The sequence below is a fragment of the Methylobacterium sp. HJ2 genome, from assembly GCF_056431005.1.
Genome location: NZ_JBWJYM010000007.1, coordinates 123000 through 147980 on the forward strand (window position 1 = coordinate 123000; position 24981 = coordinate 147980).

The window sequence follows — 24981 nt, forward strand, 5'->3', positions numbered from 1 at the left end:
CATTGCCCTCGGCGCGTCAGCCCTTCCCGCTCGCCGTCCCGACGGTGTCGGCCATGCGCGCGTCGCGCTGCCCGAGGGGCTGGGCCGGCCCGCGCGTGGTGTCCTGTGCGGTCTGGTGCTCCATCTCGGCATTCACCTCGGCGCCGATCAGCACGATCACCGTCGAGATCCAGATCCAGGTCATGAAGCCGATCACCGCGCCGAGCGAGCCGTAGGTCTTGTTGTAGCTGCCGAAATTCGCGACGTACCACGAGAACAGCAGCGAGCCGCCGAGCCAGAGCACGGCCGCGAGCGCGCTGCCCCAGGTCACCCAGCGCCAGCGCGGGGCGTCGCGGCTCGGCCCGTAGCGATAGAGCGCGGCGAGCGCGAACAGCACGGCCACCAGCAGGACCGGCCAGCGCAGCAGCGAGACGTACCAGGCCTGCGCGCTGATGCCGATCGTGTTGAACACCACCGGAAGCACCACGATCCCGCCGAGCGCCAGCACGATGAACAGCAGCGCCCCGGCGGTGAAGGAGAGGGAGACGAGGTTGAGCTTGAAGAAGCCCCTCCGCTCCCGCTCCTCGTAGACGATGTTGAGGGCGTCGAAGACGGCCTTCATGCCGCCGTTGGCGCTCCAGATCGAGAGCACGATGCCGGTCAGCGCGGTCAGCCCGAGCTTGCTGTCGCCGGTCTCGGTCAGGCGCTTGACCTGCTCGCCGACGATCTCGACCGCGCCCGAGGGCAGCACGCCCTGCAGGCTGTCGAGCTGCCGCCCGATCTCGGCCGGGTCGGCGAACAGGCCGTAGCAGGAGACGAGCGCGGCGATGGCCGGGAAGATCGCGAGGAGGACGTAGAAGGTCACGCCCGCCGCGACCGAGACGATGCGGTTCTCCGACACGTCGTGGTAGACCCGCAGCGCGATGTCCTTCCAGCCCGCGGCCGGGATCTCGGAAGGCTTGGCGGCCTGCCGGCCGCGATCGGCCTCCCGGCGCGAGACGGATCGCGCCTCCGCTCCCGCATGGGACGGGGACGGCTCCCGGGGGGCCGCGTCGCCGGCCTCGGCGGGCGGCCCGCGGCGGCGGGGCAGCGCCACCATCCCGACGAGCGCCGCCGAGAGCGCCAGCGTCCAGAGCGTGCCGTTGCGGTCCTGGCGGGCAACGGAATCGGTTCCGGACGTCATCGGCACTACCTCGCTGTGCGCGGCGCCCACGAGCGGGGCAGATCAGGCGAACAACCCCCTCATACAGTTACAGGTTGCATCTGCCGTGAAGACGCTCAGGCGGCCCGCAGCACGGCGTCCGCGGCGCGACCGCGCTCGGGGACGATGTGCAGGGCGCGCGGGCGCCGGAACAGCAGGTCGAGGGGCGTGCCGCGAATCGCGCGCTCCAAGACGAGGGGGACGATCGCCGCCACCGTCCAGACGATCAGGGAGGCGAGCCCGACGTCGGGGACGAGGCCGGACTTCGCGAGCAGGGTGCGGGTCGCCGCCATCGGCAGGAAGAAGGCGAGGTAGATCACGATGGAGCGCTGGCCGCAGGTGCGCAACGCCTCCGTCACGGGGCCGCCGGCCCGGATCAGCAGGGCCGCACTCGCCACGATGGCGAGCGCCCCGGCGGCCCCGAGGACGAGCGCCACCAGCGGCAGGCTCGCGAGCGTCGGGTAACCGGCCATCCCGGACGGCGTGAAGGCGAGCCAGCCCTCGATCGCGGCCCAGAGCGCCAGCCCGGCGAGCGCCGCGACGGGACGGGCCCGCACCGCGTCGGCGAAGCCGAAGATGCGCCCGGCGAAGAGGTAGCCGCCGACGAAGTAGACGTAGCGGGCGCAGAACTCGTCAATCAGGGTCCAGTCGGTATCGACGGGCAGCGTCTGCAGGAGCGCGGCGCCGCCGAGGAGGAGCGGGGCCGGGAGGCGCCGCAGCAGCTTCGTGACCACGGAGAACACGGCGAGCAGGTAGATGAACCACAGGGTCGAGTAGGGCTCGACCAGGGTGCCGGCGAGATGGGCGAGGAAGGCCGGCGCCCCGCCGTCGCCCACGATGGCACCGTACTTGGCGAGCGACTGGATCAGCACCCAGAGCCCGTAGAAATAGGCGAAGTGCACCACGCGCCGGTCGGCGAAGAGGCGCCAGTCGCGGTCGATCACCCGGCCGACGAACAGGCCCGAGAGCAGGAAGAAGTCCGGGATGCGGAAGGGCTTGGCGAAGGCCACCACGGTGTGGAGGAAGCCCTCGCCGCCCATCGCCTCGCCGGTGCCGAGGGTGGCGTGCATCATGACCACGAGAAGGATGCAGATGCCCTTGGCGACATCGACCCAGGCGAGCCGCAGATCCGCCTCCGGTGTCGCCGCCGTTCCGCCCGCCATGACCGTCCGCTCCCTCATGCAGGGCGGGAATCTCGGCGCATCCCGTTAAAGGAGGCCCCGGCGGCTCGGGCTTCCGCGCGGCATGGCGAACGCGCGGTAAACGCCGTCCCGCGGCCCCGTGCGGGCCGAGGGCGGCGGGCTCACGAGAACCGGTCGCGCCGCGCTCCGCGCCGGTCGCGGGTCATCCGGGTGGCCGCGTGGAAATCGTCGGGCTTCGTCCGCACCCAGGCGAGGAAGCGCGCGATCTCCGGGTCGGCGCGCAGGGCCTCGACGTCGGCGAGGCGGCGGGCGATCTCGGCCTCGCTGTAGCGGGCGTGGATCGCCGAGTGGCAGATCTGGTGCAGCCGCACGGTGCCGCGATGGGTGCCGCCCTTCAGCTTGGGCGTCAGGTGATGCAGGCTGGAGCGGGCGCGGGGCGGGATCGGGCGCGCGCAGAGCGGACAGATCACGGGCGCCGCTGCCCGCGGCCCGTGCGTCTCGGGGTCGTCGTCGCGCCAGATGCGGTCCCGCCGTCCCAACCGGATCCCTCCCGTGGTCGCCGCCGGATATAGGTCTGCGCCCCGCCCGCGAGGACCGCGCGGCGCGGCGACATGCCGACACGGGGCGCGCCTTCCGTCTCGGGCGCGGATGCGGGCGCGATTGACAAGGCGGCCCAAAGTGTCGAGGCTCTGGCCGTTCCGAGGGGAGCCCCGTCACGAGGGGGCTGAGATTGGGCCTGCAGGTCCTGACCCTTGAACCTGATCCGGCTCATACCGGCGGAGGGACGGGAACCTGCGGCCTCGGGATATGGGGCCGGCTCTCATCGGCCTTTCGTCAGGGGTTCGGATCGCTCCGCCACAGGGAGAGATCCACGATGAACGCACCCGTCCTGACCAAAGACGTCAAGGGTAGCCCAGAGAGCGTCACCACCGGGCCGATCAACGGCTCGCACAAGCTCTACGCCGAGGTCCCCGGTCGGGCCGACATCCGGGTGCCGTTCCGCGAGATCGTGCTGACGGATCCCAAGGAGGCCCCGGTGCGGGTCTACGATCCGTCGGGCCCCTATACCGAGACGGACGCCCGCATCGACCTCGCCAAGGGCCTCAACGCCGTGCGCGAGCCCTGGATCGCGTCCCGCGGCTACGCCACGGTCGAGCCCCGCGCGGTCAAGCCCGAGGACAACGGCTTCGCGGCCGCCGACAAGCTCGTCGCCCCCTGCCCCGCCGAGCGCCTGATCCGCAAGGCCGCTCCCGGCCAGATGGTGACGCAGTACGAATTCGCCCGCGCGGGGATCGTCACCGAGGAGATGATCTACGTCGCCCACCGCGAGAACCTCTGCCGCGAGCAGATGCTGGAGCGGGCCGAGGCCGCGCTCGCCGACGGCGAGAGCTACGGCGCCGCGGTGCCGGCCTTCATCACCCCGGAATTCGTGCGCGACGAGGTGGCCCGCGGCCGGGCCATCATCCCGGCCAACATCAACCACACCGAATTGGAGCCGATGGCGATCGGCCGGAACTTCCTGGTCAAGATCAACGCCAATATCGGCAACTCGGCGGTGACCTCCTCGGCGGCGGAAGAGGTCGAGAAGCTGGTCTGGTCGATCCGCTGGGGCGCCGACACGGTGATGGACCTCTCCACCGGCCGCAACATACACAACATCCGCTCGTGGATCATCCGCAACTCGCCGGTCCCGATCGGCACGGTGCCGATCTACCAGGCGCTGGAGAAGGTCGGCGGCGATCCGCTCAAGCTCGACTGGGAGGTCTTCAAGGACACCCTCATCGAGCAGGCCGAGCAGGGCATCGACTACTTCACCATCCATGCGGGCGTGCGCCTCGCCCACGTGCCGCTCACCGCGCGGCGCGTCACCGGCATCGTCTCGCGCGGCGGCTCGATCATGGCGCGCTGGTGCCTCGCCGGGCACCGCGAGTCGTTCCTCTACGAGCGCTTCGACGAGATCTGCGACATCTGCCGCGCCTACGACGTCTCGTTCTCGCTGGGCGACGGCCTGCGGCCCGGCTCGATCGCCGATGCCAACGACGCCGCGCAATTCGCCGAGCTGGAGACGCTGGGCGAGCTCACCAAGGTCGCCTGGGACAAGGGCTGCCAGGTGATGATCGAGGGCCCCGGCCACGTGCCGATGCACAAGATCAAGGTCAACATGGAGAAGCAGCTGCGCGAGTGCGGCGAGGCGCCGTTCTACACACTCGGCCCGCTGACCACCGACATCGCGCCCGGCTACGACCACATCACCTCGGGCATCGGCGCCGCCATGATCGGCTGGTTCGGCACCGCCATGCTCTGCTACGTCACCCCGAAGGAGCATCTCGGGCTCCCCAACCGCGACGACGTGAAGACCGGCGTGATCACCTACAAGATCGCCGCCCACGCCGCCGACCTCGCCAAGGGCCACCCGGCCGCGCAGCTGCGCGACGACGCGCTGTCCCGCGCGCGCTTCGACTTCCGCTGGGAGGACCAGTTCAACCTGAGCCTCGACCCCGACACGGCGCGCGCCTACCACGACGAGACCCTGCCGAAGGACGCCCACAAGGTCGCGCATTTCTGCTCGATGTGCGGACCGAAATTCTGCTCGATGAAGATCACGCAGGACCTGCGCGCCGAGGTGCTGGCGATGGAGGCGGCGGGCGAGGTCATCCACACCGCGCCCGTCATGTCCACGGCCGAGCGCGAGGCCGGCATGAAGGCGAAGTCCGAGGAGTTCCTGGCGGAGGGCGGCAAGCTCTACGTCGACGCCGCCGAGTAGGCGCCGACACGCCGATCCGAACGGCACGGGGGCGGGGTCCGGTCGGAATCCCGCCCCCGTCGCGTTTCGGGCGGCCCACATCGCCGGGATTTTCAGCGCTGCGTTAACCCGGTGTTGAGGCCTTCTCGGATCGTGAGTGCGCCGTTAACGGACGGGTTACCGCTGCGGCGCCTGATGGGATCGTGGTTCCCATCCGGAGGCCCAACACATGAACGAGATCGGCAGCGTGCAAGCCGCCGAGAGGCCGGCACTTCCCGTCGTCCCCCCGGTCCAGCCCGCGGCACCGCCTGCCCCGATCGCGCCGACGGAGCGGAGCCCGACGCCGCTCGAGCCCGCGGTGACGCTCGACATCCGCGCGCCGGCGGACGCTCCCTCCCCCGCGGTCCCGAACGAGTCCGATTACCGGACGCAATTCGTGCGCGACGCGAGCACCAAGGATCTCGTCTATCAGGTGATCGATCCGACCTCGGGCGACATCGTCGTGCAATTGCCGACCGCCACCGTCCTGAAGGCGCGGGCCTACGCGGAGGTGGAGGCGACCCGCAAGACGGAAGCCGGCCGCGGCAAGGAGACGGCGGTCGCCCTCGACCTCAGCGCGTGAGATCAGGCGCGCTGGCGGACGAGGCCGACGACGCTCGCGCAGGCGATCATCACGCCGAGGCCCATCAGGCAGAGGCAGCCGAGGGCCGGGCCGGGACGTCCCTTGGCGAGGAAGATGGCGGCGAGGAGCGGGGCGAGCAGCGCGACGAGCAGCATGGTCATGGACGGCTCCGGGTCTGACGGGGCGATCCTAGCCAGGAAGGTGTTAACCGTGTGTCACGTTCGCGGCCCGGTGTGGGATTCCCGCACCCGTGCCGACCCGAGGCGCGCCCGAGGGCGCGTCAGGCGGCGCGCCGGGTCGCCGTGACGTCGACCAGCGCGCCGTGATTCACCTCCAGCACCCGGTCCGCGAAGGGCAGCAGGTGCGCGCTGTGGGTGACGAAGACCTTGGCGACCGGGATCTCCATGAGCGCGCGGATCAGCGCCTGCTCGGAGGCGGGATCGAGATTGGCGGTGATCTCGTCCAGAAGCAGCAGTCGGGGCTTGCGGCAGAGCGCGCGGGCGAGCAGCAGCCGGCGGCGCTGGCCGGTGGAGAGCAGCGGGCTCTCGTCCGAGAGCTGGGTCGCGAAGCCCTGAGGCAGGTCCCGGATCGCGTCGAGCAGGCCGACCGTCACGAGCGCCGATTCGATCTGCCTCTGCGTGATGTCGGGCGAGAACAGGGACAGGTTGTCGAGCACCGTGCCCGCGAGCACCCGGTCGTCCGCGAAGACGCAGCCGATATTGGCGCGGTACTCGTGGATGCCGAATTCCTCGATCGGGCGGCCGTCGACGAGCATGGCGCCCGCCGCGCGCCCGTTCAGGCTCGCCAGGATCTTGAGCAGCGAGGACTTGCCGCAGCCCGACGGCCCCACGATCGCGATCGTCTCGGCGCGGTCGACCCGGATGGTGAGGCGGACATGCTCCACGAGAGGGCGCGCCGACCGGTCGAACCGGATCGCCACGTCCTCGAGGGCGACCGTCCGGCGGATCACCCGCTCGATGCCGACGCCCGCGCTCTGCGGCTCGGGATCCTCGTCGAGCACGTCGTCGAGGCGGCCGAAATGCACCCGCATCACCGAGAGCTGCAGCAGGCTCATGATGAGCGTGTTCATGCTGTTGAAGAACGAACCGCGCAGGGCGAAGAAGGCGTAGAGCACGCCGACGGAGAGCGTGCTCTTCATCACGTCGGTGACGCCCATGTAGAGCGTCGTCACCGTGCCGAGCATGAAGATTAAGTGCAGGAACAGGTCCGCGTCGATGGAAAGCTTCTTAGACCGGTAGCCGTAGTTGGCGAAGCGTGTGAATGTCTCGAGCCACTTGAGAGAGAAGAAGCTCGTGGTGTTGCTGACCTTCAGCGCGGAGATCTGCGCCAGCCCGTCGAGCAGGCGGGCCTGCTCCTCGGAGCGCGCCTCCAGGGACAGGGCGGTGCTGCGCGCGATGCCCGGATAGGTGGCGAAGCGGACGAGGATCGCCGCCACCAGCGTCGCCAGCGAGGCGGCGGCCATGGTGGGCGAGTAGTAGTACATCATCCCGACGAGGACGACGGACATGGCCCCGTCCGCGATCGACGAGATGAAGCCGTTGACCAGGAAGGTCTTGATCTGGTCGACCGAACTCAGCCGCGTGACGAAGTCGCCCGGATGGCGGGCCTCGAAGAAGCCGATCGGCAGCCGGAAGGCGTGGCTGACGATGTTGCGGGTGAAATGGATCTCGAACATGGTCGCGGCGCGCAGCGCGATCACGTCGCGCAGCCAGCGCGACACCGCCTCGAAGGCGCTGAACAGGGCGAGCCCGACGACCACGACCGTCAGCAGGTCGAGGTCGTATTGCGGGATCACCGTGTCGATCGCGGTCTGCAGGAAGATCGGCGTGCCGAGGGCGAACAGGGTCGCGCCGAGCGACAGGACGGTGATCCGCGCCAGCGTGCCCTCGATGCCCCGGCACGAGCGGAACACCGCCCAGAACAGGGATTTGCGCGCCGTCCGGATCGCCTGGAAATCGACGCGGCGCTCGAATTCGAGGGCGACGCCGCTGAAATGCCGCTCCACGTCCTCCTGCGCGTAGGCACGCGGGCCGAAGGCCGGATCGTGGATGTGGAAGACGCCGCGCACCACCGTCTCGAGCACGACGAAGTGGTTGCCGTTCCAGTGCAGGATGGCCGGGCAGGTAATCGTATGCAATTCGCCGACATTGGCGATCGCCAGCCCCTGCGCGTCGAGTCCGACCTGCTCGGCCACCTCGACGATGTCGGCGAAGGTCATCCCGCGCTGCGAGGGCGGGAACAGCGCGCGCAGATAGGGCAGGTCGATGTCGTGCCGGTGCGCGTTGGCGACCATCGCCAGGCAGGCGAGACCGCATTCCATGGTCTCGCTCTGCACGACCGAGCGGATCTTGCGCCTGCGCCGCGGACCGGCCCCGAACATCAGCGTCCCCTCAGCGCACGGATCGGATCGAGCACCCAGTCCAGGAAGCGGCGCCGCTCGATCACGATGTCGGCCGACAGGGTCGAGCCGATCTTGATCGGGATGCGCTCGCCGTAGGCCTCGACGTCGCTGCGATCCGGGCGGATCTCGATGCGGTAGGCGGATTGGCGATCCACGGGTCGCGGATCGAGCCCGAGATCGGGCTTGTCGTCGCCCGCGGGCGCGCGCACGGCCGCCGCCGAGATGTAGGTGATCGTTCCGTGCTGGATGCCGAAGGTCTTGAACGGGAACGCGTCGTACTTGATGATGACCCGCTGCCCGACCTTGGCGAGGCCCACCGCGCGGGCCGGCGCGTCGATGACGATGAGCGGCGCGGCGTTCGGGTCGCCGGTCGCGGCCACGAACTGCCCGGCCTTCACCGAATCGCCGACCTGGGCGGCGAGCGCCAGCACGGTGCCGGGATTCTGGGCCTGGACGTCGATCGCCGCTTCCGTCTTCAGCATGGCGAGGCGGCTGTCGGTCGCCTCGATCTGGTTCTGCGCGGTCGCCTGCTGGGAGAGCTTGGTGGCGACCAGGAGGTCGAATTCCCGCCGCCGCTCCGCGTCCTGGCGCTGATATTCCAGGCGCTTGAGGCGCAGCTCCGAGAGCTGGCGCTCGTACTCGAAGCTCGTCCGCTCGTGGGATTCGAGCAGGTCGCGGGTGGCGTAGCCGCTCTGCACGTAGGCCGAGATCCGCCGCACCACGGCGCGGGTCTTCTCCACGGCCGCCATCTGGCGCTTGGCCTGCTCGGCGAGGCCCGCGTAGAAGACCTCCTGGTCGGCGGTGATCTTCTCCTGCTGGGTCCGGGCGCGGGCAATGAAGGCCTTGGCGCGCTCGACCTCCTCGACGAGGCCCTTGCGGGTCAGCTGCAGGTTGCGGATCTCGGCGTCGACGGCCGATTCGCCCCCGACCGTGGCGGTGCCCATCCGCAGGGCGTAGATCGCTTGGCCCGCCTGGACGGCGTCGCCCTGCTTGACGAAGATGCGGCTGACCACGCCCGCCCGCGGAGCGTCGAGCCTGGCGAATCCGCCGGTCGCCGCCACCGTGCCGCGCACGCTCTCGGTCTGCGCGAAATGCCCGAACCAGAGGCCGCCCGCGACCGCGACGACCACCGCGGCGACGAGCAGGGTGGCGAAGGCCGAGGTCCGGTCCTGGCGCAGATCGATGGTCTGGAGGATGCGTGGCGCCGCGATCCGGGTCGCTTGGGACGCGTCGCCGGGATCGGCCGCGGCGTCGGCGGCCTCGCCCGGGGCGGGATCCGGCTCCGGGGCGTCGTGGCGGGCCTCGGTCGGGGCGGCGCTCGAGCTCATGCGGGATGCCCTCCCCCGGGCCGGACGGTCAGGAATTCGTCGAGGCGCGGCCACATGAACCACTGCGCCGGCGCGGCGAGCACCGATTGCTCGATGTGGCGGCAGACGAGGTCGGTGACCCGGCGCCGGGTCTCCGGGCCGCTCTCGGCGACCTCGAAGGGCCGGCCGACCCGGATCGTGTCGCCGCCTACGCCGGAGGTGATGGCGAGCGGCACGACGGTGGCCTCGGTGAGCCGGGCGAGGCTGTCGATCCCCATGGCGAGCCGGACCGGGCGGCCGAACAGCGTCGCGTCGACGGCGCCGCCGTAGCTGCCCGGCAGATCGACGAAGGTGACGATCACGCTGCCGGTCCGCGCGAAGCGCACCGCATCGATGTAATCCTGCTTGTCGCGTACGTTCAGGAACCGCATGTCGATCCCGATCTCGGAGATGCGCCGCATCACCCGGGTCTCGATCTCGCGATCCTCGCGGGCGCGCAGGATCAGCATCTTGCGGTCGGGGAAGACGTCGTGGATCAGCCGCGCGAAGGCGAGCGCGAAGCAGCCCATGTGGATCGGGGCGAGGATCACCGGCTTGCCGCTCGCGGCCACCCGCTCGAGCGCCGCGCGATCCGGGAACGCGATCCGCTGCCAATCGGCCTTGATGCTGGCCTGCGATCGATTGAGCAGCGACAACCATTCCAGCTGGTAGAGATCGTCGGAGAACACCGCCTCGGCGTCGAGCCGGTCCGCCTCGGCGCGGGAGAGCCGCAAGGTGTCGCGCAGGACGGGACCGAAGCCGTGCGAGGCGAGGCGGCGGGTCATCCGCCGCCATTGCCAGGCGGCGCGCAGGGCGCGGCGGCGCAACCCGATCGGCAGGCCGGCCACGAAGGTCTGCAGGGGCGTCGCTTCGATCATCGTCGGTCGGAACTGCCTGTTCGGGGCCGCGGCGGCGGCAGAAACCGGGCTCCACACATGGAAACGTCGCCCGAAACCCCGAGCGACGTCCCACGTCCGGCGAAGGACGATCCGGGACAGGCCGGGCGCCGACTGTCCCGATCCGCCCGCGGAACGGATTACGAGCAGCTGCTGCTGCAGGCCGGCTTGCAGGCCGGGGCCGGCGGGGGGCAGGGCGGGGCGCAGGAGGTGCCACCGGAAACGGTCTTCAGAGCGGCGAGGTCGAGCTTCTTCACAAGATGCACTCCTGAAAAGGGCACGGCATCACTGTCGTGCTGCCGGCGGGCCGTTGATCGGCCGCCTCCGATTCCTATCGGGCGTCCCAAAACTGCTCAACGTGGTCAGACTACGGTGTTATTTCCTTAACCCCAGCGCGAGGTCTGTATTTACTATCCTTCGCGAATCGGGTTAAGAACGATATAATTGGCTTGAAAATTTACGCCTGACATCGACACTCTCCGGCATGCCGGAAGCGGGGTCGAGCAATCATGGCGCCTGAAACAACTGATCTCCCGCCGCCAAATCCGGTCGAGGCCTGGCCGATCGACATCTTGGGCCAGATCCTGAGTGCCGAAATCCCGGGCTGGAACGCGTCGACCATCCTGGACGAGGCGCGGGCGGCATGAGCGACGTCGTCGTCTCAGGCCTCGGCGTCGTCGCTCCGGGCGGCCTCACGGTCGACGCCTTCTGGTCGAGCCTCGTTTCCGGCGCCAACCTGTTCACGCCCGCCCGCGCCGTGCCCGAGACCGGGATCCTGGCCGCGCAGGTGGACGAGGCCGCCGATTTCTCGGGGCTGCCGATCCCGACGCTCGCGGCCTGCGATCGCAGCGGCCTCCTGGCGGTGGCCGCCGCCAAGCAGGCGGTCGCGGATGCCGGGCTCGAGACGGGATCCGTCGCGCCCGAGCGCGTCGCCGTCATCCTCGGCAACGGCGGCGGCGGCCTGACCAGCCTCGATGTGCAGTACGAGCGCCTCTACAAGGACGGCAAGCGCCTGCATCCCTTCTCCGTAGTCCGGGCCATGACCAGCTCCTCGGCGAGCTGGGTCTCGCTCGCCTTCGGCGCGAAAGGCCCCTGCTTCGTCATCGCCAGCGCCTGCGCCTCGGCCACCCACGCGATCGGGCTCGCCGCCCAGATGGTCGCCGCCGGCATCGTCGACGTGGCCATCGCGGGCGGGACCGAGGCGCCCCTGTCGCGCGGCACGCTCCTCGCCTGGGACGCCATGAAGATCATGAGCCGCTCGCGCTGCCGGCCGTTCGCGCGCGACCGCGACGGCCTCGTCGTCGCCGAGGGCGCCGGCATCCTGGTCCTGGAGCGGGGCGCGCATGCGCGGGCGCGCGGGCGCCGGCCCGGGGTCGCGGTGGCGGGTTTCGCCTCGAATGCCGATGCGGGCGACATCGTGGCGCCGAGCGCCGACGGCATGGCCCGCGCGATGGCGGGCGCCCTGGCGGCGGCCGGGATGAGCCCGCGCGACATCGCCTACGTGAACGCCCACGGCACCGGGACGCGGGCCAACGACCTGACCGAGGGCCTCGCCATGACGGAGGTGTTCAGACGGGGCCGGATCCCGCCGGTCTCCTCGATCAAGGGGGCGGTCGGCCACGCGCTCGGGGCGGCGGGCGCGCTGGAGGCGGTGGCGACCGTGCTGGCGATGGAACGCGCGATCGCGCCGCCGACCGCGAACCTCCACGAGCCGGATCCCGAGCTCGATTTCGACGCCATCCCGCTCGAGGCCCGGCCGATGCCGATCCCCGCCGCGATGTCGAATTCCTTCGCTTTCGGCGGGCTGAACGCCAGCCTGATCCTGCGGCAGGCCGGCTGATGGCAGGCGCCGCGCTGATCCTGCCGGAGGCCGGGGAGACGGCCCCTGCGGCAGCCCCGGAGGCCGGTTCGCAGGCCGCCCCCGGGACGGCCGCCGACTTCCTCGCCGATCTGAAGGCGCGCATCGGCTTGCCGATCGGCACCTCGTCCTGGGCCCTGATCGATCAGGGCCGGATCGACGCGTTCGCGCGGGCGACGGGCGATTTCCAGTTCGTCCATGTCGATCCGGAGCGGGCCGCCGCCGAGACGCCCTTCGGCGGCACGATCGCGCACGGCTACCTGACCCTCGCGATGGTCTCCACCTTCGCCGACGAGGCGCTGCCGCGCCATCCCGCCCTGCGGATGTGCGTCAACATGGGGGCCGACAAGGTGCGGCTGCTCGCGCCCGTCCGGGTGAACGAGCGGATCCGCGGCCACTTCGTGCTGACGGGCCTCAGCGTCCTGCCGGAGAGCCGAGCCGCCTTGCGCGCCCGCGTCTCGATCGAGGCCGCGGGGACGGGCGCCGTCGTGCTCACGGCGGAGCTGTCGCTGATGCTCGTCTTCGCGGACGGGCCCGGGTGATCAAGGCCCTCTCCGTCGCGGCCGGTCTCGTCGCGGGCCTGTATCTCTGCGCCGCCCTCGCCCTGTATCTGAGCCAGCGCAGCCTGCTGTTCCGAGCGGATCCCGCCGAGATCGCACCCGGCGCCCTCGGGTTGCAGGACGTCGCGGTCGAGCGGCTGACCGCACCGGACGGGACCCCGCTCGTGGCCTGGTACCGACCCGGCACCGGCCCCGGCCTGATCCTCTACCTGCACGGGATCGGCGGGTCACTCGCCTACCGGACCGACCGCTTCGCGCGGCTCGCCGAACTTGGACCGGCGGTCCTGGCCCTCGATTACCGGGGCTTCGGCGGCTCGGGCGGCGAACCCTCCGAGGCGGGGCTCGGCGCGGATGCCGAGACCGTCTACCGCTTCGCCCGCGGCCTCGGCTTCGGGCCGGAGAGCATCGTCGTCCTCGGAGAATCGCTCGGATCGGGCATCGCCCTCGGGCTCGCCGCGCAGGTCCCGGTGGGCGGCGTGGTGCTGGCCGGGGCCTATTCGTCGATCAGCGACGTGGCCGCCGATCGCTACTGGATGTTCCCGATCCGGCTCGGCCTGCGCGACCGCTTCGACGCGACCGCGCTGATCCCGCGGGTGCGGGCGCCGATTCTGATCCTGCATGGCACCGCCGACGGGGTGATTCCGCTGCGCTTCGCCGAGCGTCTCGCGGCGGCCGGCCCCGCGGCGGAGTTCGCGCCGATCGCCGACGGGCCGCACCTCGTCCTGGGGACGGATGCGGCCGTGGCGCGCCTGCGCGGCTGGCTCGCGAACCGGACGGGCCTGTCCGTGCCCGCGGCGAATGCCGCCCGCGCCGCGCCCTGATCCGTTCGGGACGCGACCGCCGGAGCGGGGCGACCGCGCGAATCTTCGACCGATCAGCGCCGACCGAATTATGCGGCGCGCCGGCCGACAAGCCTGTCGTCAGATCCAATGCTCCACTGCGGCCGGCTATAGCAATCCATCGCGTCATGGATCGTTAAGGACGCGCGTTTTAACTGTATTCAGTATCGCGCGGTCGCCGAGCCAGGCTGGAACGACAGACGTGGTGTGGGCGTGCCAAGCGGCTTGGGGCCGGACCGCCCACGCGCGCTTCCTGCCGCAGGTGAACCTCGTCTTCACCCACACGCGCCAGGGCGCGGTCTCGAATACCCCTACAAGTTCCGCGACACGTCGACGATGCTGCAGGCCCGGCTGCCGATCGACGACCCGGGCGAGTTCTCGGACGTCGCGCGCGGCAACGCCCTCGCGCAGCAGAAGGCCTACGAATCCCTCGAGCTGGAGCGGACGCCGGTGGTGCAGGCCTCGGCGGTCTTCGTCCGGCGGCGCTCGGCCATCGTCCAAGTCGGCGAGGCGGCCAAGCGCGTCCGCAAGATCGAGCAGGCGGTGCAGGGCCGGAAGATGGAGATGCAGCTCGGCACGATGACGACCGTGGACATCCTCAACATCCTGGCGGAGCTGACCGAGGCCAATGTCGCCAAGGCCAATGTCGCCAAGACCAATGTCGCGTTCGCGCGCGACCGGCTGACCTACAGTCGCGTGGCGGCGATCAACCGGCTGCGCACGCCCCCCTCGCGGCCGTGGCCGCCGGGCCGGATCAGAGCAGCGTGCCGCGCAGGATCAGCAGCGCCACGCTGAAGTAGATGACGAGGCCCGTGACGTCGACGAGGGTCGCCACGAACGGCGCCGAGGCAGTCGCCGGATCGAAGCCGATGCGCTGGAGCAGGAAGGGCAGCATCGAGCCGGCCAGCGAGCCGAAGGTGACGATGCCCACGAGCGCCCCCCCGACGGTGGCGGCGACGAGCGGCCAGTGCGGGCCGTAATCGTACAGGCCGGTCTTCTGCCAGATCGCGATGCGGGCGATGGCGATGAGGCCGAGGATCGCGCCGAGGACGAGGCCGGTCGGCAATTCCCGCAAGGCCACCTTCCACCAGTCGCGCAGGCGGATCTGGTGCAGCGCCAGGGCGCGGATCAGGAGCGAGGTCGCCTGGCTGCCCGAATTGCCGCCCGAGCTCATGATCAGCGGGATGAACAGGGTCAGGACCAGCGCCTTCTCCAGCTCGCCCTCGAAGCCCTGCATGGCCGAGGCGGTCAGCATCTCGGAGAGGAACAGGGCACAGAGCCACCCGGCCCGCTTCCGGATCATCGTGAGGAAGCCGATATCCATGTAGGGCTCGGGCAGCGCCTCCATGCCGCCGAAGCGCTGCACGTCCTGCGTCTGCTTCTCGATCATGGCGTCGATCATGTCGTCGACCGTGACGATGCCGATGACGTGGCCCACCGCGTCGACCACCGGCAGGGCCAGGAGGTCGTATTTCGAGATCAGCCGCGCGGCCTCCTCGCGGCTCGCGGTCGCCGTCACCGCGAGCGGGCGCCGCCCGGGCGCGACGGAGAGCACGCTGTCGTCGGGATTGCCCGAGATCAGGCGGCGCAGCGGCACCGCCTTGGTGAGCGCGCGGGTGCGCGGGTCGAGCACGAAGATTGCGTAGATGGTTTCGCGGGTCTTCTCGACCCGGCGGATGTGGTCGAGGGTCTGCGCCACCGTCCAGGTGCCCGGCACGGTCACGAACTCGGTGGTCATCAGCGAGCCCACCGTCTCCTCGCCGTAGGCGCTCAGCCGGTCGACGGCGCCGCGGGTCTCGGCGTCGAGGCGGGCGCGCAGGTCCGAGCGGCCGGGCTCCTCGATCTCGCGGAACACGTCGGTGACGCGGTCGGCCGACATGCCCGACAGGTAGGTCGCGACGCGGTCGCGCGGCAGCATCTCGATGATGTCGGCGGCGCAATCGAGCTCGGGCTGGTCGAGCACCTCGACGGCGCGCTCGAAGGGCAGCCCGAGCAGGATCGCGGCGGCGACCTCGGGGGCCTCCTCGTTCAGCGCCTCGACGATGTCGGGCGCGCGCTCGTCCGACAGCCGCGCGGCCAGCACCGAGGGCTCGACCCGGACGTCGATGGGAGCAATCTCGTTCATGGGCCTCGCCTCGGCTGAGGCGACGACTCCCGCGCGTCCGGCCGAGCCCGGGCGCGCGGCGGGCCCGCGCGAGGAACTCAGGCGGGCGGGCGCGTCACGGGTCTCGGCGAAAACGGTCGATCGGGTCCGTCGCTGGGCATCGCTGAATTCGGGTGAGTCGTCGGCCGGGGCCGGTGCGGCTCCGATGCGCCTCGTCGGGGAAGCCGTCAAGACCGCGACGATCGGGGGTCCGGCCGTCCACGACAGGTGCCCCGCGCTCGGCCGCGGCAGCCGGAGGCGGCGGTCGCGGCCGGCACCGGCGCGCCCGAGTATCGGGGCGGCGCTCGCCGCGGGGCCGGATGCGGAAGGTCAAGGGCCTGCACGACCCGCTCGGGCCCACCGGCGGCCATCTCGGCGCGCATCCGGCGATGCTGGAAGGTGCCGGTGACGTCTCGGTGAAGAGAGACTTTGTCGGCCAGACGGCCGCGCACGCGCGTCGCCCTCAAGGCCGCCGGCCGCCGGCCGCCGCGCCCTCCTCCAACACGACCGGATCGTGAACGGATCCGGCACGCCACCCACCCGATACGCGCCGGCCGGACCGCGCGCGGAGGCGGGCCGGGCGGGTCCGGGTCCGCACCGACGCGGATCGAACCAACGCCTTGACCGAACTGGCCTTTCCGGATCGACGAGCCGGCGACAGCGCGGACATAAGCTCCTATGAGAAATATAAGTGTAGGGCCCGCTTGTATTGCGCCCCAAGCATCGCCTATCTAACACTCACCAACACAGGAGAGAACGCCATGGCTTGGTCCGCCCCCGTCGTCCAGGAAATCTGCGTCGGCATGGAAGTCACCAGCTACGAGTCGGCTGAGATCGACACCTTCAACTGAGCCGAACCGGTCCTGACGACCGATCCTGTCTTTCAAGTCTTACCCCAAACCGGAGAAACGCCATGAAGTGGTCCGCCCCCATCGTCCAGGAAGTCTGCGTCGGCATGGAAGTCACCAGCTACGAGTCGGCTGAGATCGACACCTTCAACTGAGCCGACGGTCGCTTCCGCGACCCGTCCGGGCGCCGTCTCTCGCGAGGCGGCGCCTTTTTCATGCCGAAACGCATCGGGGCCGGACTGCGATCGCAGTCCGGCCCCGATGCGTTCACGCCGTGGCGGCTCAGAGGCGATACCGGATCTGGTCGGTCCAGAACCGCTCGAGGCGGCCCAGCGCGAGGTTCAGGCGCCCGAAATCGTCCTCGCTGATGCCGCCGATCGGGGCGATCGTGCGGGCGTGCTTGTCGTAGAGGCCCTGGATGATCTCGTGCACCTGCCGGCCCTTGTCGGTCAGGCTGATCCGGACGGAGCGCCGGTCGGTCTTCGAGCGGGCGTGGTGGAGGAAGCCGGTCTCGACGAGCTTCTTCACGTTGTAGGACACGTTCGAGCCGAGATAGTAGCCCTTCGTGCGCAGCTCGCTCGCGGTGAGCTCCTTGTCGCCGATGTTGTAGAGCAGCAGCGCCTGGACGCTGTTGAGGTCTTCGCGGCCGCGGCGCTCGAACTCGTCCTTGATCACGTCGAGGAGCCGGCGGTGGAGCCGCTCCACCAAGTGCAGCGCCTCCAGATAGGAGCCGCGGGCCGGGGCCGCCTCGGGGGCGGCGGCGGTGGTCGCAACGGTCTTGGTCGCCTGGGTCTTCATCGTGTGCCTCGCCCGATCTGCTTGTCGTCGATCGCCGTTTGCGGCGCCGCTTATGGAGCCAACCTACGGGCGGGGAATGAAAAGCGCTTTAAGCGACAAGATGAATTCGCGATTTACTTCTATCGGTAAATGCAAAATGAAGTGATTACGACAACCTTCCGTTTACCGCACGTCCCTGGCCGCAGACCAGGACAAAAGGAAGTAAATCAAAACTATACTGATCTGAGCCGCGACGAGGGTCAGCGGCGTCGGGAGCAATTGCGGCGTGAGCAGCGCCAGGGTCACCGAGGAGGTGACGGCGAGAAGCCAGATCACCCCGCCCCAGGCGCTGGTGAGCCACAGCCCGATCGCCGCGGTGGCGTCGATCACCGCGAAGTAGACGATTGCCGCCTGCCGGCCGAACGGCTCGCTCTCGAAGGGCCGACCGCCGGGCCACGCGTCGACGATCGCGGCCCAGGACGCGATGCTGCGGGCGAGCCAGACCAGGGCGGTGACGCGCATGAACCAGATCAGGGCGGTGTCCCAGTGGGACTTGCGCGTGTCGGCGTTGCGCTCGATCCGGTCCCCCGGGGCGTCGGTCCCGCGCGATCCCCTCAGCGGCGTGCGCATCTCAGGCCGCCCGCGTCCGGGAGCGCGGCGCGTCGCCGCGCCGTCCGTCCCGGGTCCCGTCGCCGTCCGCCCGCGATTGTCTCACGCGCCCTCCCCTTCGGCCGGCCCCTCAGCGGGCCCCGCGCGGGGTCCGTCCCGCGCGAAGCGCCCCGGCGCCGCAGCGCTTAGAAGCCGCCCCCCGACGTCGCGTCAACCTCGGGCGCCCCGCTGGGCTGGGGACCGGCCCCGGACCGGCGCGCGGACGGCAAGGTGCCGGGCTTGGGGACGGGCGTGGGGACGGGCTTGGCGACGAGCGGGGGCGGGACGCCCGGCAGGGTTCGACAGACCGGGCGGATGTGGTAGGCCCGCGCGAAGGCCCCGTCGGGCGTCCCCAGGTTCCACGCCATGTCGCACGAAAGCCCCGAGCCGCGCCCGATCGCCGTCGAGGCGGCCAGGACGAACCCGCGCGGCGGGCTCGGCATCACACAGCGCCCGCGCCGCAATCGCAAGGCGGCGTGGTCCCGGCGCCTCGTGCGCGAGAACACGCTGACCGTCGACGACCTGATCTGGCCGCTCTTCGTGATCGAGGGCGAGGGCCGGCGCGAGCCGATCGCCTCCATGCCGGGCGTCGAGCGCCTCAGCGTGGACGAGGCGGTGCGCGCCGCCGAGCGGGCGGCGAGGCTCGGCATCCCGGCCGTGTCGTTCTTCCCCTACACGGAGGTCGGCCTGCGCGACGCGACCGGCTCCGAGGCGCTCAATCGCGACAACCTCGTCTGCCGGGCGGTGCGGGCGGTGAAGCGGGCGGTGCCGGAGATCGGCGTGATGACCGACGTCGCCCTCGACCCCTATACCAGCCACGGCCACGACGGCCTGCTGGCGGACGGCGCCATCCTCAACGACGAGACCGTGGCGCTCCTCGTGGAGCAGAGCCTGATCCAGGCCGAGGCCGGCACCGACATCATCGCGCCCTCCGACATGATGGACGGCCGGGTCGGCGCGATTCGGGCGGGGCTCGACAAGGCGGGCTTCCTCGACGTGCAGATCATGGCCTACGCGGCGAAGTACGCGAGCGCCTTCTACGGGCCGTTCCGCGACGCGATCGGCACCAAGGCGGCGCTGGTGGGCGACAAGCGCACCTACCAGATGGATCCGGGCAATTCCGACGAGGCGCTGCGCGAGGTCGCCCTCGATCTCGCGGAGGGCGCGGATTCGGTGATGGTCAAGCCGGGGATGCCCTATCTCGACATCATCCGGCGCGTCCGCGACGAGTTCGGCGTGCCGACCTTCGCGTATCAGGTCTCGGGCGAGTACGCGATGCTGGAAGGCGCCGCCCGCAACGGCTGGATCGACGGCGAGCGCGCGATGCTGGAGAGCCTGCTCGCCTTCAAGCGCGCGGGCGCCGACGGAATCCTCACCTACTACGCCCCCCGCGTCGCCGAACACCTTCGCGCCGGCGCGTGAGACCCGGCCTCGAACCGCGAACGCGCCGCTGGCTCGTCGTCGGCGCCGCGCTCGCGGGCTTCGCCGCCGGCATCGCCGCCTGCGAGAACACCGTGCAGCGCGAGCGCGTGGCGACCTGCCGCCGGGCGGTGCCGGCGCTCGCCGGCTCGGAGGACGGCTTGCGGCTGCTGCGCGCGGGGACCGGCAACTCGCCCGAGACGGTGCGGGTGGATTACGCCGTCGGCCAGCGCCAGCACTGGGCGGTGTGCCGGTTCGCCTCGGGCCGGGAGCTCGCCGGCATCACCACCGACCGGCAGAACCTGACCGGCGCCTCGCTCTACATGCTCAAGCGCTTCTACCTCGACACCCCCGAGGCGGAGGCTGCCGACCCGGGCGGAGCCGCGGAGGGGCGCTGAGGGCGGGACCCCGCGGACCCGCGGCGGGGCGTGGCCTTGAGGGATCGGCACGGCGTCCCCACTTCGTCACCGTCCGCCACGCCGCACAGGATGCGACGCTATGCCGAGCCGCCAAACCGGTTACGCCGAGCGCTTCGAGACGCCCCCCTACCTCCCGCCGGTCCCGGTGCCGATGCTGCGGGCGAGCCTCGGGGCGCGCACCGGCGCCTATCTCCTCGACATCCTGTTCATCTTCGGCTTCTCGATGCTGCTCTGGATCGCGATCGCGGTGATCGGCCTCGTGACCTTCGGGCTCGGCTGGACGCTGTTCGCCGTCCTGCCGGCGAGCGGCATCCTGTACAGCGCGATCACCGTCGGCGGCCGCCGCCAGAGCACGCTGGGCATGCGGATGCTCGGCCTCAGGGTGGTCGCACCGGAGAGCGGCCGGCCGGTCGACCTGATCACCGCGGCGGTGCACGCCCTGCTGTTCTACGTGGCGATCTCGACCTTCCTGCTCTGGTTCGTCGACATCGCGTTCGGCCTCGTGCGCAGCGACCGCCGCCTCGGCCACGACCTGCTCCTCGGCCTCGCCGTCGTGCACGCGCGCTGACGGGCGATGGGGGCCGGGCCATGCGCCGAAATTTATTGGCGCGGCGCTGGCCCGACCCATTGAGCCGCGGCCGACGGGCGTTACACTCAAGCATCGGCTCGGCTGCTTTGCCGGCGCCAGGGCGACGTGAAGCGTGACGAGCCACCCGCGCGATACACCGCAGTTCTACCTGACCGCGCCGTCGGCCTGCCCCTATCTGCCGGGGCAGGAGGAGCGGAAGGTCTTCACGCACCTCGTCGGCCGCCGGGCCCGGGATCTGAACGAGATCCTGACCCAGGGCGGCTTCCGCCGGTCCCAGACCATCGCCTACCGGCCGGCCTGCGAGACCTGCCGCGCCTGCATCTCGGTGCGCGTCGTCGTCGCGGATTTCGAGCCCTCGGCGAGCCAGAAGCGGATTCTCGGCCGCAGCGCCGACCTCGTCGGCGCCGACGAGCCGAACCGGCCCGCCTCCGAGCAATACGCCCTGTTCCGGCGCTACCTCGATGCCCGCCACGGCGACGGCGGCATGGTGGACATGACCGTGCTCGACTACGCCATGATGATCGAGGACAGCCACGTCGACACTCATCTGGTCACCTACCGGCGCCGCGGGCCCGATACGGCGATCAACGGCCGCGGCAGCGGCCCGGCGGTCGCCTATTGCCTGACCGATGTTCTCGCCGACGGCCTGTCGATGGTCTACTCGTTCTACGATCCCGACGAGGCCCACCGCTCGCTCGGCACCTACATGATCCTCGACCATATCCGCCGCGCCCGGGCGCTCGGCCTGCCCTACCTCTACCTCGGCTACTGGGTCGAGGGCTCGCGCAAGATGGACTACAAGGCCCGCTTCCGCCCGCAGGAGCGGCTGATGGCGCAGGGCTGGGTCCGCGTGCCGTGAGGCGGTCGTCCCCCGGCCTGCACACAGGATGAGCCTGCCCCGCCGACGTCGCCCTTTCAAACCCGCCGCCTCGCGTGTAAACGCGAGCCTCAACGACAATCCGACCGCACCGCTCGATCGCGTGGCCCTGCCGAGGGACCATCCGCGCTCGGGCGCGTGCGTGTGACACAAGGTCAGGCATGCCCAAGCGCACCGATATCTCCTCGATCCTGATCGTCGGTGCGGGCCCGATCATCATCGGTCAGGCCTGCGAGTTCGACTATTCGGGGACGCAGGCCTGCAAGGCCCTGCGCGAGGAGGGCTATCGGATCGTCCTCGTCAACTCGAACCCCGCGACCATCATGACCGACCCGGACATGGCGGACGCGACCTATGTCGAGCCGATCACCCCCGAGGTCGTCGCCAAGATCATCGAGAAGGAGCGCCACGTCCTGCCCGGCGGCTTCGCGATCCTGCCGACGATGGGCGGCCAGACCGCGCTGAACTGCGCCCTCTCGCTCCAGAAGATGGGTGTGCTCGAGAAGTTCGACGTCCAGATGATCGGCGCCACCGCCGAGGCGATCGACAAGGCGGAGGACCGCCACCTCTTCCGCGACGCCATGACCAAGATCGGTCTCGAGACGCCGAAATCGGCCCTCGCCAACGCCTCGGCCGCCAAGAAGGCCGACCGTGAGAAGTATCTCGCCGAGATCGCCCGGATCGAGGCGGCCAATGCGGAGCCGGACGCCCGCAAGGCGGCCCTCGCGGCCTTCGAGAAGAGCTGGAGCGCGGGCGAATCCGAGCGGCGCAAGCGCTACGGCGAGCACGCCATCGGTCAGGCCCTGATCGCGCTGGCCGAGGTCGGGCTCCCGGCCATCATCCGGCCCTCGTTCACGATGGGCGGCACCGGCGGCGGCATCGCCTACAACCGCGAGGAGTTCCTCGACATCGTGGAGCGCGGCATCGACGCCTCGCCGACGAACGAGGTGCTGATCGAGGAGAGCGTGCTCGGCTGGAAGGAGTACGAGATGGAGGTCGTCCGCGACAAGGCGGACAACTGCATCATCGTCTGCTCCATCGAGAACATCGACCCGATGGGCGTGCACACCGGCGATTCCATCACGGTGGCCCCGGCGCTGACGCTGACCGACAAGGAATACCAGATCATGCGCGACGCCTCGCTGGCGGTCCTGCGCGAGATCGGCGTCGAGACCGGCGGCTCGAACGTGCAGTTCGCGATCGACCCCGCCTCCGGGCGCATGATCGTGATCGAGATGAACCCGCGCGTCTCGCGCTCCTCGGCGCTGGCCTCCAAGGCCACCGGCTTCCCGATCGCGAAGGTCGCGGCCAAGCTCGCGGTCGGCTACACCCTCGACGAGATCGCCAACGACATCACCGGCGGCGCCACCCCGGCCTCGTTCGAGCCGACGATCGACTACGTCGTCACCAAGATCCCGCGCTTCGCCTTCGAGAAGTTCCCGGGCGCCGAGCCGACCCTCACCACCGCCATGAAGTCTGTGGGCGAGGCGATGGCGATCGGCCGCTGCTTCGCCGAATCGCTGCAGAAGGCCCTGCGCTCGCTGGAGACCGGGCTGACCGGCCTCGACGACATCGAGATCGAGGGCCTCGGCAAGGGCGACGACCACAACGCCATCAAGGCGGCGATCGGCACGCCGACGCCGGACCGCCTGTTGAAGGTGGCGCAGGCCCTGCGCCTCGGCGTCAGCCAGGAGGAGGTCCACGCCTCCTGCAAGATCGACCCGTGGTTCCTGGAGCAGCTCCAGGCGATCATCGATCTCGAGAACCGGGTGCGGGCGCACGGCCTGCCGGCCACCCCCGGCGCCTTCCGCCAGCTCAAGGCGGCGGGCTTCTCCGACGCGCGCCTCGCGGTGCTGGCGCGAATGGAGGAGGCCGAGGTCCGCGAGAAGCGCCGGGCACTCGCGGTGCGGCCGGTGTTCAAGCGCATCGACACCTGCGCGGCCGAGTTCAAGGCGCCCACCGCCTACATGTACTCGACCTACGTGGCGCCCTTCGCCGGCACCGTCGTGGACGAGGCGCAGCCCACGGACGCCAGGAAGGTCATCATCCTCGGCGGCGGCCCGAACCGGATCGGCCAGGGCATCGAGTTCGACTATTGCTGCTGCCACGCCTGCTTCGCGCTTTCCGAGGCCGGCTACGAGACCATCATGGTCAATTGCAATCCGGAGACGGTCTCGACCGACTACGACACCTCGGACCGGCTCTATTTCGAGCCGCTGACGCAAGAGGACGTCCTCGAGATCATTGAGACGGAGAGCCAGGCCGGCACGCTGCACGGCGTGATCGTGCAGTTCGGCGGGCAGACGCCCCTGAAGCTCGCCCGCGCCCTCGAGGCCGCGGGGGTGCCGATCCTCGGCACCTCGCCGGACGCCATCGACCTCGCCGAGGACCGCGACCAGTTCAAGCGCCTGCTCGACAAGCTCGGCATGAAGCAGCCGAAGAACGGCATCGCCTACTCGGTGGAGCAGAGCCGGCTCGTCGCAGCCGATCTCGGCCTGCCCTTCGTGGTGCGCCCGAGCTACGTGCTGGGCGGGCGCGCCATGGCGATCATCCGCGACGAGGCGCAGTTCGCCGACTACCTCTTCGACACCCTGCCGAGCCTCATCCCCTCCGAGGTCAAGGCGCGCTACCCCAACGACAAGACCGGCCAGATCAACACGGTGCTGGGCAAGAGCCCGCTGCTGTTCGACCGCTACCTCTCGGACGCGGTGGAGGTCGACGTCGACGCGGTCTGCGACGGGCAGGACGTGTTCATCGCCGGCATCATGGAGCACATCGAGGAGGCGGGCATCCACTCGGGCGATTCGGCCTGCTCGCTGCCGCCGCGCTCGCTCTCGCCCGAGACCATCGCCGAGCTGGAGCGGCAGACCCGCGCGATGGCGCTGGCGCTCAAGGTCGGCGGCCTGATGAACGTGCAATACGCGATCAAGGACGGCGCCATCTACGTGCTGGAGGTGAACCCGCGGGCCTCGCGCACCGTCCCGTTCGTCGCCAAGGTGATCGGCGAGCCGATCGCCAAGATCGCGGCCCGCGTCATGGCCGGGGAGCCGCTCGCGGGATTCGGGCTCAAGCCGAAGACGCTCGCCCACATCGCCGTCAAGGAGGCGGTGTTCCCCTTCGCCCGCTTCCCCGGCGTCGACGTCCTGCTCGGGCCGGAGATGCGCTCGACCGGCGAGGTGATCGGGCTCGATGCCGGCTTCGGGGTCGCCTTCGCCAAGAGCCAGCTCGGCTCGGGCACGAAGGTCCCGCGCTCCGGCGCCGTGTTCGTCTCGGTGCGCGACGCCGACAAGGCGCGCATCCTGCCGGCCATTCGCCTCCTGAAGCAGCTCGACTTCACCATCGTGGCGACGGGAGGCACCCAGCGCTTCCTGGTGGAGAACGGCGTGCCGACGGAGCGGATCAACAAGGTGCTGGAAGGCCGCCCGCACGTGGTCGACGCCATCAAGAACGGCGACATCCAGCTCGTGTTGAACACGACCGAAGGGGCCGGCGCGCTCTCGGACTCGCGCTCCCTGCGCCGCGCGGCCCTCTTGCATAAAGTGCCGTACTACACCACTCTAGCGGGCGCGATGGCGGCGGCCGAAGGGATCCAGGCCTATCTCGAAGGCGATCTCGAAGTCCGCGCCCTGCAGGAATATTTCGTGGCCTGACCC

General features: G+C 70.4%; 26 protein-coding genes and 1 riboswitch. Of the genes, 15 read left to right on the top strand and 11 right to left on the bottom strand.

The genetic code is table 11. The features are described from left to right. Window positions 1-16 precede the first annotated feature (16 nt). The 3 genes from ACS5RC_RS17680 to ACS5RC_RS17690 all read right to left on the bottom strand — a co-directional run bounded on the left by ACS5RC_RS17680 (window position 17) and on the right by ACS5RC_RS17690 (window position 2861). On the bottom strand, window positions 17-1162 hold the full coding sequence (locus ACS5RC_RS17680; protein ID WP_478345209.1) for a YihY/virulence factor BrkB family protein: 1146 nt from the start codon (window positions 1160-1162) through the stop codon (window positions 17-19). A 95-nt stretch (window positions 1163-1257) separates the two neighbouring features. Beyond that, window positions 1258-2343, bottom strand: a complete 1086-nt coding sequence (locus ACS5RC_RS17685; protein ID WP_478345210.1) for an acyltransferase family protein — start codon at window positions 2341-2343, stop codon at window positions 1258-1260. A gap of 140 nt (window positions 2344-2483) precedes the next feature. Next, the gene (locus tag ACS5RC_RS17690) at window positions 2484-2861 is read right to left on the bottom strand and encodes an HNH endonuclease family protein (RefSeq protein WP_478345211.1); all 378 of its coding nucleotides are present in this window, start codon (window positions 2859-2861) and stop codon (window positions 2484-2486) included. Between the two features lie 152 nt (window positions 2862-3013). Continuing rightward, a riboswitch (TPP riboswitch) is annotated at window positions 3014-3124 on the top strand. Between the two features lie 72 nt (window positions 3125-3196). Between ACS5RC_RS17690 and thiC the strand changes: the two genes are divergently transcribed. Together thiC and ACS5RC_RS17700 are read left to right on the top strand one after the other, a co-directional pair. Continuing rightward, a complete protein-coding gene (gene thiC, locus ACS5RC_RS17695) occupies window positions 3197-5086 on the top strand; it encodes a phosphomethylpyrimidine synthase ThiC (protein ID WP_478345212.1) in 1890 nt (629 codons plus the stop codon). Between the two features lie 208 nt (window positions 5087-5294). After that, window positions 5295-5687, top strand: a complete 393-nt coding sequence (locus tag ACS5RC_RS17700; RefSeq protein ID WP_478345213.1) for a flagellar protein FlaG — start codon at window positions 5295-5297, stop codon at window positions 5685-5687. Between the two features lie 2 nt (window positions 5688-5689). On the opposite strand, the gene ACS5RC_RS17705 is transcribed toward ACS5RC_RS17700, so the two are convergent. From ACS5RC_RS17705 to ACS5RC_RS17720, 4 genes are all read right to left on the bottom strand, one after another. Continuing rightward, window positions 5690-5848: a hypothetical protein gene (locus ACS5RC_RS17705; RefSeq protein WP_478345214.1), complete on the bottom strand. Its 159-nt coding sequence runs from the start codon at window positions 5846-5848 to the stop codon at window positions 5690-5692. A 119-nt stretch (window positions 5849-5967) separates the two neighbouring features. Next, the gene (locus tag ACS5RC_RS17710) at window positions 5968-8088 is read right to left on the bottom strand and encodes a peptidase domain-containing ABC transporter (protein ID WP_478345215.1); all 2121 of its coding nucleotides are present in this window, start codon (window positions 8086-8088) and stop codon (window positions 5968-5970) included. Next, entirely contained in the window at window positions 8088-9437 is a 1350-nt protein-coding gene (locus tag ACS5RC_RS17715; protein ID WP_478345216.1) for an HlyD family secretion protein, read from the bottom strand. The genes ACS5RC_RS17710 and ACS5RC_RS17715 overlap by 1 nt, the downstream gene beginning before the upstream one ends. Next, a complete protein-coding gene (locus ACS5RC_RS17720) occupies window positions 9434-10333 on the bottom strand; it encodes an LpxL/LpxP family acyltransferase (RefSeq protein ID WP_478345217.1) in 900 nt (299 codons plus the stop codon). Before ACS5RC_RS17720 ends, ACS5RC_RS17715 begins: the two co-directional genes overlap by 4 nt. Before the next feature lie 527 nt (window positions 10334-10860). On the opposite strand from ACS5RC_RS17720, the gene ACS5RC_RS17725 reads away from it, so the two are divergent. From ACS5RC_RS17725 to ACS5RC_RS17745, 5 genes are all read left to right on the top strand, one after another. Beyond that, window positions 10861-10998, top strand: a complete 138-nt coding sequence (locus tag ACS5RC_RS17725; protein ID WP_478345218.1) for a hypothetical protein — start codon at window positions 10861-10863, stop codon at window positions 10996-10998. Continuing rightward, window positions 10995-12191, top strand: a complete 1197-nt coding sequence (locus tag ACS5RC_RS17730) for a beta-ketoacyl-[acyl-carrier-protein] synthase family protein (protein ID WP_478345219.1) — start codon at window positions 10995-10997, stop codon at window positions 12189-12191. Before ACS5RC_RS17725 ends, ACS5RC_RS17730 begins: the two co-directional genes overlap by 4 nt. Continuing rightward, the gene (locus tag ACS5RC_RS17735) at window positions 12191-12751 is read left to right on the top strand and encodes a MaoC family dehydratase (RefSeq protein ID WP_478345220.1); all 561 of its coding nucleotides are present in this window, start codon (window positions 12191-12193) and stop codon (window positions 12749-12751) included. The genes ACS5RC_RS17730 and ACS5RC_RS17735 overlap by 1 nt, the downstream gene beginning before the upstream one ends. Next, the gene (locus tag ACS5RC_RS17740; protein WP_478345221.1) at window positions 12748-13590 is read left to right on the top strand and encodes an alpha/beta hydrolase; all 843 of its coding nucleotides are present in this window, start codon (window positions 12748-12750) and stop codon (window positions 13588-13590) included. Before ACS5RC_RS17735 ends, ACS5RC_RS17740 begins: the two co-directional genes overlap by 4 nt. A gap of 354 nt (window positions 13591-13944) precedes the next feature. Next, a complete protein-coding gene (locus ACS5RC_RS17745; RefSeq protein WP_478345222.1) occupies window positions 13945-14403 on the top strand; it encodes a hypothetical protein in 459 nt (152 codons plus the stop codon). Here ACS5RC_RS17745 and mgtE read toward each other — a convergent pair. Then, entirely contained in the window at window positions 14363-15733 is a 1371-nt protein-coding gene (gene mgtE / locus ACS5RC_RS17750; protein ID WP_478345223.1) for a magnesium transporter, read from the bottom strand. The two genes, ACS5RC_RS17745 and mgtE, sit on opposite strands and share 41 nt — an antisense overlap. Window positions 15734-16071: 338 nt before the next feature. Here mgtE and ACS5RC_RS17755 point away from each other — a divergent pair, with 338 nt between their 5' ends. The 3 genes from ACS5RC_RS17755 (at window position 16072) to pqqA (ACS5RC_RS17765) (ending at window position 16754) form a co-directional block, all read left to right on the top strand. Beyond that, window positions 16072-16269 (top strand): hypothetical protein, encoded by a 198-nt coding sequence (locus ACS5RC_RS17755; protein WP_478345224.1) that lies wholly within the window; start codon window positions 16072-16074, stop codon window positions 16267-16269. A 243-nt stretch (window positions 16270-16512) separates the two neighbouring features. Beyond that, complete coding sequence (gene pqqA, locus ACS5RC_RS17760; RefSeq protein ID WP_238229886.1) at window positions 16513-16602, top strand: pyrroloquinoline quinone precursor peptide PqqA; 90 nt, start codon at window positions 16513-16515, stop codon at window positions 16600-16602. Between the two features lie 62 nt (window positions 16603-16664). Then, window positions 16665-16754, top strand: a complete 90-nt coding sequence (pqqA, locus tag ACS5RC_RS17765; protein ID WP_109951178.1) for a pyrroloquinoline quinone precursor peptide PqqA — start codon at window positions 16665-16667, stop codon at window positions 16752-16754. A gap of 127 nt (window positions 16755-16881) precedes the next feature. Here the strand turns inward: pqqA (ACS5RC_RS17765) and ldtR are convergent, their stop codons facing one another. The 3 genes from ldtR to ACS5RC_RS17780 all read right to left on the bottom strand — a co-directional run bounded on the left by ldtR (window position 16882) and on the right by ACS5RC_RS17780 (window position 18392). Further along, entirely contained in the window at window positions 16882-17397 is a 516-nt protein-coding gene (gene ldtR / locus ACS5RC_RS17770; protein WP_478345225.1) for a transcriptional regulator LdtR, read from the bottom strand. A gap of 162 nt (window positions 17398-17559) precedes the next feature. After that, window positions 17560-18006 carry a DUF6163 family protein gene (locus tag ACS5RC_RS17775; protein ID WP_478345226.1) on the bottom strand — a complete coding sequence of 149 codons (447 nt, stop codon included), beginning with the start codon at window positions 18004-18006 and terminating at the stop codon, window positions 17560-17562. 164 nt (window positions 18007-18170) lie between these two features. Then, window positions 18171-18392, bottom strand: coding sequence for a hypothetical protein (locus tag ACS5RC_RS17780; RefSeq protein ID WP_478345227.1), 222 nt, complete (start codon window positions 18390-18392; stop codon window positions 18171-18173). Between ACS5RC_RS17780 and hemB the strand changes: the two genes are divergently transcribed. The 5 genes from hemB to carB all read left to right on the top strand — a co-directional run bounded on the left by hemB (window position 18391) and on the right by carB (window position 24978). Further along, window positions 18391-19446 carry a porphobilinogen synthase gene (gene hemB, locus ACS5RC_RS17785; protein ID WP_478345228.1) on the top strand — a complete coding sequence of 352 codons (1056 nt, stop codon included), beginning with the start codon at window positions 18391-18393 and terminating at the stop codon, window positions 19444-19446. The genes ACS5RC_RS17780 and hemB overlap by 2 nt on opposite strands. Beyond that, window positions 19443-19841: a hypothetical protein gene (locus tag ACS5RC_RS17790; RefSeq protein ID WP_478345229.1), complete on the top strand. Its 399-nt coding sequence runs from the start codon at window positions 19443-19445 to the stop codon at window positions 19839-19841. The genes hemB and ACS5RC_RS17790 overlap by 4 nt, the downstream gene beginning before the upstream one ends. Before the next feature lie 100 nt (window positions 19842-19941). Beyond that, a complete protein-coding gene (locus tag ACS5RC_RS17795; RefSeq protein ID WP_478345230.1) occupies window positions 19942-20430 on the top strand; it encodes an RDD family protein in 489 nt (162 codons plus the stop codon). A 133-nt stretch (window positions 20431-20563) separates the two neighbouring features. Beyond that, complete coding sequence (locus tag ACS5RC_RS17800) at window positions 20564-21310, top strand: arginyltransferase (RefSeq protein ID WP_478345231.1); 747 nt, start codon at window positions 20564-20566, stop codon at window positions 21308-21310. 179 nt (window positions 21311-21489) lie between these two features. After that, window positions 21490-24978 (top strand): carbamoyl-phosphate synthase large subunit, encoded by a 3489-nt coding sequence (gene carB / locus ACS5RC_RS17805; protein WP_478345232.1) that lies wholly within the window; start codon window positions 21490-21492, stop codon window positions 24976-24978. Window positions 24979-24981 lie beyond the last annotated feature (3 nt).

Bases quoted from the DNA above. Each gene is read 5' to 3' on its own strand.
- ACS5RC_RS17680 (WP_478345209.1), bottom strand. From the start codon at position 1,162: ATGACGTCCGGAACCGATTCCGTTGCCCGCCAGGACCGCAACGGCACG.
- ACS5RC_RS17685 (WP_478345210.1), bottom strand. From the start codon at position 2,343: ATGGCGGGCGGAACGGCGGCGACACCGGAGGCGGATCTGCGGCTCGCC.
- thiC (WP_478345212.1), top strand. From the start codon at position 3,197: ATGAACGCACCCGTCCTGACCAAAGACGTCAAGGGTAGCCCAGAGAGC.
- ACS5RC_RS17700 (WP_478345213.1), top strand. From the start codon at position 5,295: ATGAACGAGATCGGCAGCGTGCAAGCCGCCGAGAGGCCGGCACTTCCC.
- ACS5RC_RS17705 (WP_478345214.1), bottom strand. From the start codon at position 5,848: ATGACCATGCTGCTCGTCGCGCTGCTCGCCCCGCTCCTCGCCGCCATC.
- ACS5RC_RS17710 (WP_478345215.1), bottom strand. From the start codon at position 8,088: ATGTTCGGGGCCGGTCCGCGGCGCAGGCGCAAGATCCGCTCGGTCGTG.
- ACS5RC_RS17715 (WP_478345216.1), bottom strand. From the start codon at position 9,437: ATGAGCTCGAGCGCCGCCCCGACCGAGGCCCGCCACGACGCCCCGGAG.
- ACS5RC_RS17720 (WP_478345217.1), bottom strand. From the start codon at position 10,333: ATGATCGAAGCGACGCCCCTGCAGACCTTCGTGGCCGGCCTGCCGATC.
- ACS5RC_RS17725 (WP_478345218.1), top strand. From the start codon at position 10,861: ATGGCGCCTGAAACAACTGATCTCCCGCCGCCAAATCCGGTCGAGGCC.
- ACS5RC_RS17730 (WP_478345219.1), top strand. From the start codon at position 10,995: ATGAGCGACGTCGTCGTCTCAGGCCTCGGCGTCGTCGCTCCGGGCGGC.
- ACS5RC_RS17735 (WP_478345220.1), top strand. From the start codon at position 12,191: ATGGCAGGCGCCGCGCTGATCCTGCCGGAGGCCGGGGAGACGGCCCCT.
- ACS5RC_RS17745 (WP_478345222.1), top strand. From the start codon at position 13,945: ATGCTGCAGGCCCGGCTGCCGATCGACGACCCGGGCGAGTTCTCGGAC.
- mgtE (WP_478345223.1), bottom strand. From the start codon at position 15,733: ATGAACGAGATTGCTCCCATCGACGTCCGGGTCGAGCCCTCGGTGCTG.
- ACS5RC_RS17755 (WP_478345224.1), top strand. From the start codon at position 16,072: ATGCGGAAGGTCAAGGGCCTGCACGACCCGCTCGGGCCCACCGGCGGC.
- pqqA (WP_238229886.1), top strand. From the start codon at position 16,513: ATGGCTTGGTCCGCCCCCGTCGTCCAGGAAATCTGCGTCGGCATGGAA.
- pqqA (WP_109951178.1), top strand. From the start codon at position 16,665: ATGAAGTGGTCCGCCCCCATCGTCCAGGAAGTCTGCGTCGGCATGGAA.
- ldtR (WP_478345225.1), bottom strand. From the start codon at position 17,397: ATGAAGACCCAGGCGACCAAGACCGTTGCGACCACCGCCGCCGCCCCC.
- ACS5RC_RS17775 (WP_478345226.1), bottom strand. From the start codon at position 18,006: ATGCGCACGCCGCTGAGGGGATCGCGCGGGACCGACGCCCCGGGGGAC.
- hemB (WP_478345228.1), top strand. From the start codon at position 18,391: ATGTCGCACGAAAGCCCCGAGCCGCGCCCGATCGCCGTCGAGGCGGCC.
- ACS5RC_RS17780 (WP_478345227.1), bottom strand. From the start codon at position 18,392: ATGGCGTGGAACCTGGGGACGCCCGACGGGGCCTTCGCGCGGGCCTAC.
- ACS5RC_RS17795 (WP_478345230.1), top strand. From the start codon at position 19,942: ATGCCGAGCCGCCAAACCGGTTACGCCGAGCGCTTCGAGACGCCCCCC.
- carB (WP_478345232.1), top strand. From the start codon at position 21,490: ATGCCCAAGCGCACCGATATCTCCTCGATCCTGATCGTCGGTGCGGGC.